Source organism: Terrabacter aeriphilus, from assembly GCF_039542985.1.
GTDB classification, from domain to species: Bacteria; Actinomycetota; Actinomycetes; order Actinomycetales; family Dermatophilaceae; genus Terrabacter; species Terrabacter aeriphilus.
On sequence record NZ_BAABIW010000010.1, the window covers coordinates 92,497 to 107,643 of the forward strand.

The window sequence follows — 15,147 nt, forward strand, 5'->3', positions numbered from 1 at the left end:
TGCCCTCGCAGCCCGCCCGACCGCCCGACCGCCTCACCGATCGCCCACCCGGAGACACCCCTGTGAGCCCAGCCCGCCGCCGCACCACCCTCGCCCTCCTCGCCGTCGCCCTGGGCGGCTTCGCCATCGGCACGACGGAGTTCGTGACGATGGGCCTGCTGCCCCAGATCGCCGATGGCACGAACGTCGACATCGCGACCGCGGGCCACTACGTGTCGGCGTATGCGCTCGGTGTCGTCGTCGGGGCCCCGCTCATCGCCGTCGCGGCGGCGAAGGCTCCGCGCAAGGGCCTGCTCATGGCGCTCATGGCGTTCTTCGCCGTCGCCCACCTCGCCATCGTCGCGGCCGACACCTACCCGACCGTGATGGCCGCCCGGTTCCTCGCCGGGCTGCCCCACGGCGCCTTCTTCGGCATCGGGTCGGTCGTCGCCGCGTCGCTCGTGTCGCACGAGCGGCGCACCGCGGCCGTGGCCGCGATCCTCGGCGGGCTCGGGGTGGCCAACGTCGTCGGCGTGCCGCTCGCGACCCTGCTGGGCCAGCGCTTCTCGTGGCACCTGCCCTACGTGCTCGTCGGCGCGGTGGCCGTCGTGACCGTCGCCGCCATCGCGGTCTTCCTGCCGCACCAGCCGCCGAGCGGCGAGGAGTCGATGCGGGCCGAGGTGGGTGCCCTGCGACGGCCGCAGGTGTGGCTCGCGCTGCTCATCGGCGTCGTGGGCTTCGGTGGGATGTTCGCGATGTACTCCTTCATCACCCCGACGATGACCGAGCTCGCCGGTCTCGACGAGCGCTACATCCCGTGGGTGCTGGCGGCATACGGCGTCGGCATGGTGACGGGCATGGTGCTGAGCGGGCGCGTCGCGAACCGCTTCGGGGTGCTGCGCGGCATCGTCGTGGCGCTCGGCATGATCGCCGTGCTGCTCGCCGTCTTCGGCACGGCCGCGCAGGTGCTGTGGCTCGCCGTGCTCATGGTCTTCGTGCTCGGACTGCTGCCCTCGATCGTCGTGCCGCTGCTGCAGACCCGTCTCATGGACGTCGCGCACGAGGGACAGTCGCTCGCGGCGGCGCTCAACCACTCGACGCTCAACACCGCCAACGCCCTCGGCGCCTGGCTCGGCTCCCTCGTGCTCGCGGCAGGCTGGGGCTACGGTGCGCCGAGCCTCGTGGGCGCGGGTCTCGCGGTGCTCGGGGTCGGGGTGGCCCTGCTGTCCGCCGGCCTCGAGCGGCGCACGCGCCGGCAGGCCGCGACCGGGGTGGGGGCGCCGACCGGCCGCGGCATGGGAGACTGTGCTGTCGCGGCCCCAGCCGAGACCGCCGCCACCCCGTCTCCCTGACTCTGCGAGGTTCGTCCCACGTGTCGCCCATGGCCCGCTCCGCGTTGGCACCCAACGCAACGCCGCCGGACCTGATCCGCAACTTCTGCATCATCGCGCACATCGACCACGGAAAGTCGACGCTCGCGGACCGGATGCTCCAGCTGACGGGGGTCGTCGACTCCCGCGCCATGCGCGCGCAGTACCTCGACCGCATGGACATCGAGCGCGAGCGCGGCATCACGATCAAGAGCCAGGCCGTGCGCATGCCGTGGGCGCTCGAGGACGAGTCCGGTGCCACCACGACCTACGCCCTCAACATGATCGACACCCCGGGGCACGTCGACTTCACCTACGAGGTGTCGCGGTCGCTCGCGGCGTGCGAGGGCGCGGTCCTGCTCGTCGACGCGGCCCAGGGCATCGAGGCCCAGACCCTCGCGAACCTCTACCTCGCGATGGAGAACGACCTCACCATCGTGCCGGTGCTCAACAAGATCGACCTGCCGGCCGCCCAGCCGGAGAAGTATGCCGAGGAGCTGGCCAAGCTCATCGGGTGCGAGCCCGAGGACTGCCTCAAGGTGTCGGGCAAGACCGGCGCGGGCGTCGAGCCGCTGCTCGACACGATCGTGCGCGACCTGCCGGCCCCGGTCGGTGACCCCTCGGCTCCGGCCCGCGCGATGATCTTCGACTCGGTCTACGACACCTACCGCGGCGTCGTGACCTACGTCCGCGTCGTCGATGGCAACCTCAGCCCGCGCGAGAAGATCGTCATGATGTCGACGAAGGCCACGCACGAGCTGCTCGAGATCGGCGTCATCAGCCCCGAGCCCGTTCCCTCGAAGGGTCTCGGCGTCGGCGAGGTCGGCTACCTCATCACCGGCGTCAAGGACGTGCGCCAGTCGCGCGTCGGTGACACGGTGACCAACGCGAGCAAGCCCGCCACGAAGGACCTCGGCGGCTACCGCGACCCCAAGCCGATGGTCTTCTCCGGCCTCTATCCCATCGACGGGTCCGACTACCCCGACCTGCGCGACGCGCTCGACAAGCTCAAGCTCAACGACGCCGCGCTCGTCTACGAGCCGGAGACCTCCGCTGCGCTCGGCTTCGGCTTCCGCGTCGGCTTCCTCGGGCTGCTCCACCTCGAGATCGTGCGCGAGCGCCTCGAGCGCGAGTTCGGGCTCGACCTCATCTCGACCCAGCCGAACGTCGTCTACGACGTCACGATGGACGACGGCAAGGCCGTCCACGTGACGAACCCGAGCGAGTACCCCGACGGCAAGATCCGCGAGGTGAGCGAGCCCGTCGTGCGGGCCACGATCCTCGCGCCGAGCGAGTTCGTCGGCGCCATCATGGAGCTGTGCCAGCAGAAGCGCGGCAACCTGCGCGGCATGGACTACCTCTCCGAGGACCGCGTCGAGATGCGCTACACGCTGCCGCTCGCCGAGATCGTCTTCGACTTCTTCGACCAGCTGAAGTCGCGCACGCGCGGCTACGCCTCGCTCGACTACGAGCCCGACGGCGAGCAGGTCGCCGACCTCGTCAAGGTCGAGATCCTGCTGCAGGGCGAGACGGTCGACGCGTTCTCGGCCATCGTGCACAAGGACAAGGCCTACGCGTACGGCGTCATGATGGCGAGCAAGCTCAAGGACCTCATCCCGCGCCAGCAGTTCGAGGTGCCGATCCAGGCCGCCATCGGCTCGCGCATCATCGCCCGTGAGAACATCCGCGCGATCCGCAAGGATGTGCTCGCCAAGTGCTACGGCGGCGACATCAGCCGCAAGCGCAAGCTGCTCGAGAAGCAGAAGGAGGGCAAGAAGCGGATGAAGATGGTCGGTCGGGTCGAGGTGCCGCAGGAGGCCTTCGTCGCCGCCCTGTCGAGCGACGGCGACTCGGGCAAGTCGAAGAAGTAGCTCCCGCAGGGCGATTCGCCGTCGTACCGTGAAGGCATGGCGTGCTCGCGACCGGTCCGGAGGCGATCCGACCGCCGCCGGGCGGTCGCGGGCACGCGGTCAGTCGGCGAGCAGCTTGCGGCGCATCCGGTCGGTGTCGGCCGCCGTCCAGCCCTGCTCGCGGAGCCAGCCGTGCACCCCGCCGTGGCGCTCGTCGAGGGCGCCGAGGAGCAGGCGCATCGTGTCGGTCGTCGGTGACTGCTGGGCGACGGTCTTGTCGCGCAGGTTGTTCGCGTAGGCCGGTCGGGACCGCAGCCGGTCCATGATCGCCCCGACGCGTTCGGCGGACGCCGCGAAGTCGGCGATGACGAGCTCGTCCGGCACGTCGACGACCTTGAGCGCCAGCCCGACGACGGTGCCGGTGCGGTCCTTGCCCGCCGCGCAGTGCACGACCGCGGCGCCGCGGCTCGAGGCGATGGCGCCGAGGGCCGCGACGACGGAGTCGGGCCGGGTGGCGAGGTAGGAGAGGTAGTGCTCCGACCAGAAGCGGTCGTGCGCCCGGTCGCGGTCCGGGTCGCCCGCGGCCTTCGTCAGCTCTCGCCGCTCGTCGTTCTCCCAGGGCAGGGCCCGCTCGGCGGCCGGGATGCCCGACTCGTCGGTGTCCTCGCGATAGAGCGTGTGGTGGTGGTGGGTGATGCCCTCCACGGCGCGCAGCGGGCCGTCGCCCTCCTTGGCCAGCTCGACGTGCGTGCGCAGGTCGACGACGTCGGTGACCCCGAAGCGCGTGACGAGGGCCTCGACGGCGGCGGGGGAGAGGTCCTGCAGGTTGTCGGACCGCAGGAGGCGGTGCGGGCGCACGACGTCACCGTCGGCGGTCACCGTCCCCCCGAGGTCGCGCATGTTGACGACGCCGTCGAGCTCGATCCAGTTGGGGCTGTCCACCGTGGCAGCCTAGGTGACGCCGGAAACCCGGGTGCACGGCCCACCCGCGACCAGATATCTTGACGTCGAGATACATCGGAGGACGAGGAGCAGGCCGTGACGGCGACGACGAGCACACCGCTGACCCACCGGGGTGTCCCGGTCGACCGGGACCTGCGCATCCTCGCCCTCGGCTCCTTCGCGAACCGGTTCGGCGCCGGCGCGGTGCTGACCACCAGCGCCCTCTACTTCACCCGGCAGGTCGGCTTCAGCGCCACCGAGGTGGCGCTCGCCATGTCGGTCTCGGCGATCGTCGGCATCGTCGTGCAGGTGCCCGCCGGTCACCTCGGCGACGTGCGCGGACCCCGGCAGGTGCTGACGGTCTGCATGGCCGGGGCGGCGATCTTCAGCGCCCCGCCCGTCTTCGCCCGCACGCCGTGGGCGCTCGCCGTGCTGCTCGGGCTGCTCGCCCTCTTCGAGCGCAGCGCGGGCGCCGTCAACCAGGGCGTCATCGCCCAGCTCGCGACGGGCGGCCGGGGCGTGCTGTTCAAGGCCTACCTGCGCGCGGTGACGAACACCGCCCTCGGCCTCGGCTCGGTCTTCGGGGGCGCCGCCCTCGTCATCGACGAGCCCTGGGCCTACGTCAGCGTCTTCTTCCTCAACGCCGCGTTCACCGGCTTCGCCGCGTGGACCACCACGCGACTGCCGCTGCTGCCGCCCCACACGCGCGCCGAGGGGGAGCCGCGCCTGGCGGTGCTGCGCGACTGGCCCTACGTCGTCATCACGATCATCACCGGGCTCTTCTCGCTCCACTTCTTCGTCATGGAGCTCGGCCTCGCGCTCTTCATCTCGGCGCGCACGGCGGCGCCCCCGGTCATGGTCGCCGTGCTGCTCATCATCAACACGGCGGCCGTCGCCCTCTTCCAGGTGCGGCTCTCACGGCGGGCCGACTCGGTCGAGGCGGGCGCGCGGGCGCTCGTGCGGGGTGCGTGGTGGATCGCCGCGGGCTTCGCGGTCGTCGGCCTCGCCGAGCGGGGCACCGCGTGGGTCGCGATCGTCGCCCTCGTGGCCGGCTCGCTCGTGCACGTCGTCGGCGAGATGATCGGCTCGGGTGGGCAGTGGGGCCTGCAGATGGGTCTCGCGCCGCACGAGCGGCAGGGGCAGTACCAGGGCTTCGCCGGGCTGGGCTTCAGCGTGCTCGCCGTCGTGGGACCGCCGGTCGTCACGTACTTCTGCGTCGACCTCGGCGAGACGGGCTGGCTCGTGCTCGCCGCCTTCATGGTCGTCATCGCCCTCGTGTCGGTGCCCGCCGCCCGGTGGGCACTCGCCTCGCGCGAGCGCTACGGCGTCACGACCCACTCGGGCTGAGGCCGGACCCTCGCTCGGGGTCCGACCCGACCCTCAACCGGGGTGCACCGAGACGGTGAGCACGCTGATCGAGGTGAAGGGAGGCCCGTCGCTGCGGAAGTCCTCACCGCCGATGCCCGCGATGTTTGCGACGACCTGCTGGCCGGCCGTGACCCGTCCGACGAGGGAGTAGACGGGCGCACCGGCCGGCACCGTGAAGTCGCGGTGCACGAGGAAGAACTCGCCGGCCGTCCCGGGGAACCCGTCACCCCGGGCGATCCCGACGTCGCCGACCCGGTAGGTGCGGTCGGCCGGGACGTTCTCCAGCGGCAGGTCGTAGCCGGGCTCGGCCGTGCTGCGCCCGGACGGGTCGCCGCACTGGAGGAACGCCGTCGGTGCCGGTGGCGTCGTGAGCCGGTGGCACACGCTGTCGGTCCAGTAGCCCGCGCGCGCCAGCGCGACGAAGGACGCGAGGCTCCGCGGAGCGCGCCGGGGGTCGAGGCGCAGCGTCAGCTCGCCGCACGTCGAACGGATGTCGGCCGTCCAGCTCTCACCCGCCGCGACGGACGGGTCGGGCGCCGCGGTGAACGTCGGGAACGACGTGGGCGGCGGCGGTGGGGGTTCGCACGAGACCCCGGCCGGACCGGGCATGCGAGCAGCGTACGACCGCAGGCGCTGGACGGGACCTGCCGCGCCGGCTGAGAGGATGGGCGTATGCCGCCCTCCGCCCTCCCCGACGGTGACCCAGCTCCCGAGTCGGGGGAGCTCCCGGCCCCGGCGCTCGCGAACCTCGCGGCCACCGACCTCGGCATCTACGTCCACGTGCCGTTCTGCACCGTGCGGTGCGGCTACTGCGACTTCAACACCTACACGCTGACCGAGCTCGGTGGCCCCGGCGCGGGCATCGGCATCGACTCCTACGCCGACGCGGCCCTGCGCGAGCTCGACCTCGCCCGTACGGTGCTCGGCGCCGGGTCGGCCGAGGTGCCGGCGGTCTCGACGGTCTTCGTCGGGGGAGGCACCCCGACGATGCTCCGCTCGGGCGACCTCGTGAAGGTCGTCGACGGCATCCGTGCGCGGTTCGGGCTCGCGCCCGACGCCGAGGTCACGACGGAGGCGAACCCCGACTCGGTGACGCCGGACTCGCTCCGCGAGCTCGCCGACGGTGGCTTCACGCGGGTCTCGGTCGGCATGCAGTCAGCCGTCCCGCACGTGCTGCGCACCCTCGAGCGCACCCACGACCCCGACAACGTCGCGCGGGCCGTCGACGCCGCGCGAGCGGCGGGCCTGCAGGTGAGCGTCGACCTCATCTACGGCACGCCGGGGGAGTCGCTCGACGACTGGCGACGCAGCCTCGAGGCGGCCGTCGCGCTCGGGCCCGACCACGTGTCGGCCTATGCCCTCGTCGTCGAGGAGGGCACCAAGCTCGCCGCGCAGGTGCGTCGCGGCGTCGTGCCGGCGCCCGAGGACGACGACGAGGCCGACAAGTACGAGCTCGCCGACGAGCTGCTGGGCGCCGCCGGCTTCGGGTGGTACGAGGTGAGCAACTGGGCGCGCGACGAGAGCCGCCGCTGCCGGCACAACGTCGCCTACTGGTCCGGCACGAACTGGTGGGGCGTCGGCCCCGGCGCCCACAGCCACGTCGGCGGGGTGCGGTGGTGGAACGTCAAGCACCCGAGCGCCTATGCCGCCCGGCTCGGTGCCGGTCTCTCGCCGGCGCACGCGCGTGAGTCGCTGACCGACGAGCAGCGCTACGACGAGCGGGTGCTGCTCGGATCGCGGCTCGTCGACGGTCTGCCGCTCGACGATCTGCGAGGATCGGGGCGCACCGCCGTGGCGGGCCTCATCGCCGACGGCCTCGTCGAGGGTGTGGCCGTCGTGCGCGACGCCCGACTGGTCCTGACCCGGCGGGGGCGCCTGCTCGCCGACACCGTGGTGCACCGGCTCCTCGCCGCCCCGGGGTCGCCGGGCTAGACCCCGACGAGGAAGGCAGCCGATGGCCGAGCCGCAGACCACGCAGGAGCGCCACCCCGACGCCTCGGACGTCCCGGACGTCCCGGACGCGCGGGCCGTCGTCGCGACCGCGCGGGCGACGTTCGACCGCGGCGTCACCAAGCCCCGGGCCTGGCGCGTCGCGCAGCTGCAGGCGCTGCGACGGCTGCTCGTGGAGCACGCCGACGACCTCGCCGCGGCCCTGCACACCGACCTCGGCAAGGGGGCGACCGAGGCCTGGGTCACCGAGACCGGCTTCGTCGTGCGCGAGATCGACCACACGCTGCGCCACCTGCGCAGCTGGCTCGCGCCGAGCCGGGTGCGGGTGCCGCTCTTCCTCGCGCCGTCGCGCGCCGAGGTCGTGCTCGAGCCGCTCGGCGTCGTGCTCGTCGTCGCGCCGTGGAACTACCCCGTGCAGCTGACCCTGGCGCCGCTCGTCGGCGCGCTCGCGGCCGGCAACGCCGTGGTCGTCAAGCCCAGCGAGGTCGCGCCGGCGACCTCCGCAACCCTGGCGCGGCTGCTCCGCGAGCACCTCGACCGGGACGCCGTGCACGTGGTCGAGGGCGGCGTGCCGGAGACGACCGCGCTGCTCGCCGAGCGCTTCGACCACATCTTCTACACCGGCAACGGCACCGTCGGCCGCATCGTGCTGCAGGCCGCCGCGGTGCACCTCACGCCCGTCACGCTCGAGCTCGGCGGCAAGTCTCCGGCCTACGTCGCCGACGACGCGGACCTCGAGGTCACGGCCCGTCGCCTCGTCTGGGGCAAGTTCACCAACGCCGGACAGACCTGCGTCGCGCCGGACTACGTCATCGCGAGCCGCGCCACCCTCGAGGCGCTGAAACCCTTGCTGGTCAAGGCGATTCGCGAGTCCTTCGGTGACGATCCGCAGGTGTCGGCGGACTACGGCACCATCGTCAGCGCGCGGCACCTCGAGCGCCTCACCGGGCTCATCGACCCCTCACGCGTCGTCGTCGGGGGCCGGTCGGACGCGGCTGCGCGCTACCTCGAGCCGACGGTCGTCGAGGCCGACGGTGACGACCCCGACGAGGCGGTCATGCAGGAGGAGATCTTCGGCCCGGTGCTGCCGCTCGTCGAGGTGGCCGGCCTCGACGAGGCGGTCGCCCTCGTCAACCGCAGGGACAAGCCCCTCGCGCTCTACGTCTTCACCTCGGACGACGACGTGCAGCGCCGGTTCGTGCGCGACACCTCGTCCGGCGCCGTCGGCGTCAACATCCCGCTCGCGCACCTCGCCGTGCCCGGCCTGCCGTTCGGCGGCGTCGGCGCGAGCGGTACCGGCGCCTACCACGGTCGTCGTTCGGTCGAGCTCTTCTCGCACGCCAAGGCCGTGCTGCGCACGCCGACCCGGCCGGACTCGACGTCGTGGGTGCGTCCCCCCTTCACGCGGCTCAAGGAGCGCGTCATCGACACCGTGGTCGCCCCCGGGAGGCGGTCGGCCCGGCGCTGACACCCTGGTGCGGTGGCGAGCGGGGCCCTAGCATGCCCGCTGGGTCGATCGAGGCACGTGAAGGGCGTGTCGCGTGGTTTTTCTGGGAAACCAGTGCCCTCTTGCACAGATTGTCCTAGATTGCGCGAAGCGTCCCCCGCCCACCCCCGGGATCCCACCCCCCTCGGATCCCTGCCGACCCCCTGCCGAATCGGGAGCACCCATGCCACTGGCGACCCCCACCCCCGCGCACGCCCCCGTGCGCGTCGCCTCGCAGGACCCGCACCACCCTGACAGCCCCCGCCCCACCCCGCGGGCCACGACCTCCCGCAGGACCGGGCGCGCGCGCCCCCTCGCGCTGCTGCTCACCGTCATCGCGCTCGTCGCCTCGGGCATCGGCCTGGCCGGCACGGCCCGCTCGTCCGAGTGGGTCGTGCTCTGCACGGGATACGACCCGTGCGCGGGCGCGGGCTACGGCAACGCCGGCTACCAGGCCGTGCGCTCGACCAGCTACTGGCGCCAGTCGACCGGGCACAACTGCACGAACTACGTCGCCTACCGGCTCGTGCGCAACGGGCTGCCGAACACCAAGCCCTCGACCCTGTCGGGCAACGCCTACAACTGGGGCCCGTCGTTCCCGGGCCAGACGAACGACGACCCGGCCGTCGGCGCGGTGGCCTGGTGGAACACCTCCTTCTCCTCGACCGGCCACGTGGCCTACGTCGAGAAGGTCGTCTCGGCCGACGAGATCCTCATCTCCGAGGACAACTGGGGTGGCGACTTCCGCTGGCGCAAGGTCACGCGCACGGGCGGTCGCTGGCCCAACGGCTTCATCCACCTGCGCGACCAGGCCGCACCGGTCGTCGACGTCGACGCGTACCGGCCCGTCACGCCGGTCAGCCTGCTCGACACGCGCACCGGTGTCGGCGTCGCGGCGGGCAAGGTGGCCGGCGGGACGTCGGTCAGCGTGCCGGTGGCGGGCCGGGCCGGCATCCCCTCGGGGGTGGGGACCGCCCTGCTCAACGTCACGGTGACCGGCGCGGCGAGCGCGGGCTACCTCACGGCGTACCCCTCCGGCTCGGCCCAGCCGGCTTCGCGGAGCGTCTCCTTCCCCGCGGGCACGACCCTGCGCGAGCACGTGCCCGCCCGCGTCGGGGCTGACGGCCGGGTCCGGCTCTACACCTCGCGTTCGACCGACCTCGTCGTCACGGTGGTCGGCTGGTACCCGACGACGGGCCACCTCGTCTCCGTGACGCCCACGCGGGTGCTCGACACCCGCACCGGCACCGGCGTCGCCAAGGTGCGCGTGCCGGCGGGCGGCAGCGTCGACCTGCCCCTCGCGGGCCGGGGCCTCGTGCCGGCCACCGGGGCCACGGCCGTGGTGCTCGACCTGTCGGCCACGACGCCGAGCGCCGGAGGGTGGCTGACGGCATACCCCACCGGGTCGACGCGCCCGACGACCGCGCACGTGCGCTACGACGCGGGCGTCGACATGACGGGCGCCGTCCTGACGCGCCTCGGCACGGGCGGCAGCGTGACGATCCACTCGACCGCGCAGACCGACCTGCTCGTCGACGTGCTCGGCTGGGTCAAGGTCGGCGCCGACCTCGTGCCGGTCCCGCCGACGCGCCTGCTCGACACGCGATCGGGCCTCGGCGCGCCGACCGGGCGGGTGGCCGCCGGTCGCACCGTCACGGTCCCGGTGCTCGGCCGTGGCGGCGTGCCGACGGTCGGCGTGCGCGCCGTCTCGCTCACCGTCACACCCATCGCGCCGACCGCGGCGACGGGTGTGACCGCCTACCCGGGCGGCACGAGCCGCCCCGCGACGGCGGACGTCACGGTCGGCAGCGGCCGGACGCTCGTCAACACCGTCGTCGTGCCCGTCGGGGCCGACGGCACCGTGACGCTCCACACCTCGGCGTCCGCCTACCTCGTCGTCGACGTGCAGGCGTACCTCAAGAAGTGAGGACCTGAGCCGGCCGGGTGGGACCGGGCTCAGCTCCTCGCGCCCGTCAGGGCAGCCGTGGGTCCGGCGCCGCAGCAGCGGTGCCGGACCCACGTGCGTGTCAGGCGCCGGGCTCGGTCACGAAGTCGATGAGCTCCTCGACGCTCGCGAGGAGGGTCGGCTCGAGGTCGGAGTAGCTGCGCACCGTGCCGAGGATCCGCTTCCACGCCCGGGCGATGTCGGCCTGGGTGGCGTGCGGCCAGCCGAGCTCGGCGCAGATGCCGTGCTTCCACGAGGTGCCGCGGGGGATGACGGGCCACTGCTGCCAGCCGAGGCGCTCGGGGCGCACCGACTGCCACACGTCGACGTAGGGGTGGCCGAGCACCTTGACGTGCCGCGAGAGCCCGGGCAGCGCGCGGGCCTGCTCGACGATGCGGGCCTCCTTGGTGCCCGGCACGAGGTGGTCGACGAGCACGCCGAGCCGGCGGCCCGGCCCGGGCTCGAACTCGGCGATGATGCCGGCGAGGTCGTCGACGCCGTCCATCAGCTCGACGACGACGCCCTCGACCCGCAGGTCGTCGCCCCAGACCTTCTCCACGAGCTCCGCGTCGTGGCGGCCCTCGACGTAGATCCGCGAGCCACCGGCGACCCGGGCCCGGGCGCCCTGGACGGCGACCGAACCGCTCGCCGTGCGGGACTCGGCGCGCCGGGCGTCGGCGAGGCGGGCGCTCGCCGCGGCCGCGGGCGGGGTCAGCGTCACGGGCGCACCGTCGACGAGGAAGCCGGGCCCGAGGGGGAACGCCTTGGTGCGCCCCCGCCGGTCCTCGAGGTGCACGACGTGCATGCCGCCCGCCTTCTCGACCCGCACGACGGCGCCGACCCAGCCGGTCTCGACCTCCTCGACGACGAGGTCGGGCTCCGCGGGCAGGGGCGTCGAGCGCCCCCGCTTCGGGGCGCGCCAGTCGCCGCTCAGCACGTCGGATCCGTATCGGTCGATGGGAGGCACGGCAAGGGAGCGTATGCGGCCCGGCCGGCTCGCGCCGCGGCGCCACGCGGGTGGCGGGCGGGCGGCATACGGTGGAGTCGGAGATCCACGGCCCACGACGTAGACTTGGCACTCGTCGACCGAGAGTGCCAGAGTCGGTCGTCGACCGCTGTGCGAGGCGGTGACCGGGCTGCGAAGGAGGGACACGTTGAGCGAGGACCGCAGGCTGATGGTGCTGCGCGCCATCGTGCAGGACTACGTCCAGACCTCCGAGCCGGTCGGCAGCAAGGCCCTCGTCGAGCGACACCACCTCGGCGTCAGCGCCGCCACGGTGCGCAACGACATGGCGCTGCTCGAGGAGGAGGGGCTGATCCACGCCCCGCACACCTCCGCCGGGCGCGTGCCGACCGATGCCGGCTACCGCGTCTTCGTCGACCGGCTGAGCGCGGTCAAGCCGCTCGGCCCGGGGGAGCGGCGCGCCATCAGCCAGTTCCTCGAGGGCGCCGTCGACCTCGACGACGTCGTCGACCGCACCGTGCGCCTCCTCGCCGGGCTCACCCGGCAGGTCGCGGTCGTGCAGTACCCGTCGCTGACCCGCTCGACGGTGCGGCACATCGAGCTCGTGCCGATGGGCACGAGCCACCTGATGATCGTGCTCATCGTCAACACCGGACGCGTCGAGCAGCGCGTCGTCGACACCGGCCGCGTGCTCGCGGACGCCGACGGCGAGCGGCTCGTGGCCTCGATGCGCACCCGGCTCAACGAGGTGGCCGCGGGCGTGCCCTTCACGGTCGCCGCCACCCGGCTGCGCCACCTCGTCGACGACGCCGCGGCTGCGGCCGGCACCGACGGCGCCGACGACACCGACCGGGCGGCCATGGAGGCCGTCGTCTCGGCGCTCGGCGACGCCCTCGTCGAGGAGCGCGAGGAGCGGGTCGTGCTCGCCGGCCAGGCCAACCTCGCCCGCGCCGGCACCGACTTCCCGCGCACCATCGGGCCGATCCTCGAGGCGCTCGAGGAGCACGTGACCCTGCTGCGGCTGCTCGGCCAGCTCGGCGACGACCCGGAGCTCGTCTCCGTGCGGATCGGCTCGGAGAACCCCGTGACCGGCCTGCAGACGACCTCGCTCGTCTCGATGGGGTACGGCTCCGGGGCGGAGCGCGTCGCGAGCCTCGGGGTGCTCGGCCCGACCCGCATGGACTACCCCACGACGATGGCCTCGGTCCGCGCCGTCGCCCGCTACGTCTCCGAGATCCTCGACGCGAACCAGGCCACCTGACCACCCGCCCGACCCGGCCGGACCCACCGACCGGCCCACCACCGTTCCCGGCGCCGACGACGCCACGCCGTGACCGACGGAACCGAACGCACCACGCACCAGAAGGATGCCCAGCTTGAACGACTACTACGCCGTCCTCGGGGTCTCGCGCGACGCGAGCCAGGAGGAGATCAAGAAGGCCTACCGCCGGCTCGCCCGCAAGCTGCACCCCGACGTCAACCCGGGTGCCGAGGCGGAGGAGGAGTTCAAGCGGGTCTCGCAGGCCTACGACGTGCTCTCCGACCCGCAGAAGCGCCAGTCGTTCGACATGGGCGCCGACCCGTTCGCCTCCGGCGGCGGCGCCGGCTTCGGTGCGGGCCAGGGTTTCTCCTTCAGCGACGTCATGGACGCCTTCTTCGGCGCCGGTCAGGCGGGCGGCGCCCGCGGACCCCGGTCGCGCGTGCAGCGCGGCCAGGACGCCCTCGTGCGCCTCGACATCGACCTGGCCAAGGCCGTCTTCGGCTCCGAGGAGGAGCTGACCCTCGACACCGCCGTCGGCTGCGGCCGGTGCGGCGGCGACGGCGCCGAGCCCGGCACGGGGCGGCAGACCTGCCCGATCTGCAACGGCGCCGGCGAGGTGCAGCAGATCCAGCGCAGCTTCCTCGGCCAGGTGATGACCTCGCGGCCCTGCGTCAACTGCCAGGGCTTCGGCGCGACGCTGACCGACCCCTGCCACGACTGCTCGGGCGACGGCCGCGTGCGCACCCGGCGCTCGCTCAAGCTGAAGATCCCCGCGGGCGTCGACACCGGCACCCGCATCCAGCTGACCGGCGAGGGCGAGGTGGGCCCGGGCAACGGGCCCCAGGCCGACCTCTACGTCGAGATCCGCGTCGTCAACCACGAGACCTACACCCGTCGCGGCGACGACCTCCACTGCAGCGTCGAGCTGCCCATGGCGGCCGCTGCGCTCGGCACGAGCTTCAAGCTCTCCACCTTCGACGGCATGGAGGACCTCGAGATCAAGCCGGGCACGCAGAGCGGTGACGTCTTCACGCTCCGTGGCCTCGGCGTGACGCACCTGCGGCACGGCGGCCGCGGCGACCTGCTCGTGCACGCGAACGTGCAGACCCCGACCCGCCTCACCGAGGAGCAGCAGGAGCTGCTGCGCCAGTTCGCGGCGCTGCGCGGCGAGGAGCGCCCCGAGGGCCGGCTGACCCCGGCGAACAAGGGTCTCTTCGGCAAGCTGCGCGACGCCTTCAAGGAGAAGTGAGCCGCGTGGCCCGGCGGGTGCTCCGGTGACCCACCAGCTCTTCCTCGGCGAGCCCGGTGCGGTGGCGGCCGCGGTCGTCGGCGGGTCGTTCCTGCTCGAGGGCGACGAGGGACGCCACGCGGCGACCGTCGTGCGGGTGCGCCCGGGCGAGCGCTGCTACGTCGGCGACGGTGCCGGCCGCCGGCTCCTCGTCGAGGCGACCGACGTCGATCGCGGCTGGGTGCGCGGCTCGGTGCTCGAGGTCGACGTCGAGCCGGAACCCGCGCCCCGCTTCGTGCTCGTGCAGGCCCTGGCCAAGGGTGACCGCGACGAGCAGGCCGTCGAGGCGGCCACCGAGCTCGGCGTCGACGAGGTGGTGCCGTGGCAGGCCGAGCGCTCCGTCGTCGTCTGGCGCGGTGACCGCGCGGCCCGCTCGCTCGCGAAGTGGGCGGCCGTCGTGACCCGGGCGACGAAGCAGTCGCGCCGCTCACGAATGCCGGTGACGACCCCCGCGGTCAACCTCACCGCCCTCGCGGGGCGGGTGAGGTCGGCCGCCCTGACGCTCGTGCTCCACGAGGACGCCACCGAGCCGCTCGCCGCGGTCGACCTGCCCGTGGACGGCGACGTGCTCGTGGTCGTCGGACCCGAGGGCGGCATCACCGGGCACGAGCTCGAGGTGCTGACCGAAGCGGGGGCGCGGCCGGTGCGGCTGGGGTCGACGATCCTGCGCGCCTCCTCCGCCGGGCCCGCCGCGCTCGCCGTGCTGAGCGCGCGCGCCCGCTGGCGCTGACGGCACACCGCCGG

Annotated in this window: 12 protein-coding genes; 9 read left to right on the forward strand and 3 right to left on the reverse strand. The window is 73.4% G+C overall.

From position 1 onward, the window contains the following. Positions 1-62: 62 nt before the first annotated feature. Together ABD979_RS07365 and lepA are read left to right on the forward strand one after the other, a co-directional pair. The gene (locus ABD979_RS07365) at positions 63-1,331 is read left to right on the forward strand and encodes an MFS transporter (RefSeq protein ID WP_345506813.1); all 1,269 of its coding nucleotides are present in this window, start codon (positions 63-65) and stop codon (positions 1,329-1,331) included. Positions 1,332-1,360: 29 nt separating this feature from the next. Then, on the forward strand, positions 1,361-3,220 hold the full coding sequence (gene lepA, locus ABD979_RS07370) for a translation elongation factor 4 (protein WP_345506915.1): 1,860 nt from the start codon (positions 1,361-1,363) through the stop codon (positions 3,218-3,220). A 99-nt stretch (positions 3,221-3,319) separates the two neighbouring features. Here lepA and ABD979_RS07375 read toward each other — a convergent pair whose 3' ends face one another. After that, positions 3,320-4,141 (reverse strand): tyrosine-protein phosphatase, encoded by an 822-nt coding sequence (locus tag ABD979_RS07375; protein WP_345506814.1) that lies wholly within the window; start codon positions 4,139-4,141, stop codon positions 3,320-3,322. 96 nt (positions 4,142-4,237) lie between these two features. Here ABD979_RS07375 and ABD979_RS07380 point away from each other — a divergent pair, with 96 nt between their 5' ends. Continuing rightward, positions 4,238-5,488, forward strand: coding sequence for an MFS transporter (locus tag ABD979_RS07380; protein ID WP_345506815.1), 1,251 nt, complete (start codon positions 4,238-4,240; stop codon positions 5,486-5,488). A gap of 33 nt (positions 5,489-5,521) precedes the next feature. Here the strand turns inward: ABD979_RS07380 and ABD979_RS07385 are convergent, their stop codons facing one another. Further along, a complete protein-coding gene (locus ABD979_RS07385; RefSeq protein WP_345506816.1) occupies positions 5,522-6,118 on the reverse strand; it encodes a peptidylprolyl isomerase in 597 nt (198 codons plus the stop codon). A 63-nt stretch (positions 6,119-6,181) separates the two neighbouring features. Between ABD979_RS07385 and hemW the strand changes: the two genes are divergently transcribed. The 3 genes from hemW to ABD979_RS07400 all read left to right on the forward strand — a co-directional run bounded on the left by hemW (position 6,182) and on the right by ABD979_RS07400 (position 10,872). Next, positions 6,182-7,441, forward strand: coding sequence for a radical SAM family heme chaperone HemW (gene hemW / locus ABD979_RS07390; RefSeq protein ID WP_345506817.1), 1,260 nt, complete (start codon positions 6,182-6,184; stop codon positions 7,439-7,441). 22 nt (positions 7,442-7,463) lie between these two features. Further along, on the forward strand, positions 7,464-8,927 hold the full coding sequence (locus ABD979_RS07395) for an aldehyde dehydrogenase family protein (RefSeq protein ID WP_345506818.1): 1,464 nt from the start codon (positions 7,464-7,466) through the stop codon (positions 8,925-8,927). Between the two features lie 202 nt (positions 8,928-9,129). Next, the gene (locus tag ABD979_RS07400; protein ID WP_345506819.1) at positions 9,130-10,872 is read left to right on the forward strand and encodes a CHAP domain-containing protein; all 1,743 of its coding nucleotides are present in this window, start codon (positions 9,130-9,132) and stop codon (positions 10,870-10,872) included. A 100-nt stretch (positions 10,873-10,972) separates the two neighbouring features. Here ABD979_RS07400 and ABD979_RS07405 read toward each other — a convergent pair whose 3' ends face one another. Next, entirely contained in the window at positions 10,973-11,857 is an 885-nt protein-coding gene (locus tag ABD979_RS07405; RefSeq protein WP_345506820.1) for a DUF3097 domain-containing protein, read from the reverse strand. 187 nt (positions 11,858-12,044) lie between these two features. On the opposite strand from ABD979_RS07405, the gene hrcA reads away from it, so the two are divergent. From hrcA to ABD979_RS07420, 3 genes are all read left to right on the forward strand, one after another. Beyond that, a complete protein-coding gene (hrcA, locus tag ABD979_RS07410) occupies positions 12,045-13,115 on the forward strand; it encodes a heat-inducible transcriptional repressor HrcA (protein WP_345506821.1) in 1,071 nt (356 codons plus the stop codon). Between the two features lie 115 nt (positions 13,116-13,230). Then, the gene (dnaJ, locus tag ABD979_RS07415; protein ID WP_345506822.1) at positions 13,231-14,364 is read left to right on the forward strand and encodes a molecular chaperone DnaJ; all 1,134 of its coding nucleotides are present in this window, start codon (positions 13,231-13,233) and stop codon (positions 14,362-14,364) included. Positions 14,365-14,389: 25 nt separating this feature from the next. Beyond that, positions 14,390-15,133, forward strand: a complete 744-nt coding sequence (locus ABD979_RS07420) for a 16S rRNA (uracil(1498)-N(3))-methyltransferase (protein WP_345506823.1) — start codon at positions 14,390-14,392, stop codon at positions 15,131-15,133. Positions 15,134-15,147 lie beyond the last annotated feature (14 nt).

Excerpts from the sequence above, each read along its gene's own strand:
- lepA (WP_345506915.1), top strand. The coding sequence starts at position 1,361 with ATGGCCCGCTCCGCGTTGGCACCCAACGCAACGCCGCCGGACCTGATC.
- ABD979_RS07385 (WP_345506816.1), bottom strand. The coding sequence starts at position 6,118 with ATGCCCGGTCCGGCCGGGGTCTCGTGCGAACCCCCACCGCCGCCGCCC.
- hemW (WP_345506817.1), top strand. The coding sequence starts at position 6,182 with ATGCCGCCCTCCGCCCTCCCCGACGGTGACCCAGCTCCCGAGTCGGGG.
- ABD979_RS07395 (WP_345506818.1), top strand. The coding sequence starts at position 7,464 with ATGGCCGAGCCGCAGACCACGCAGGAGCGCCACCCCGACGCCTCGGAC.
- ABD979_RS07400 (WP_345506819.1), top strand. The coding sequence starts at position 9,130 with ATGCCACTGGCGACCCCCACCCCCGCGCACGCCCCCGTGCGCGTCGCC.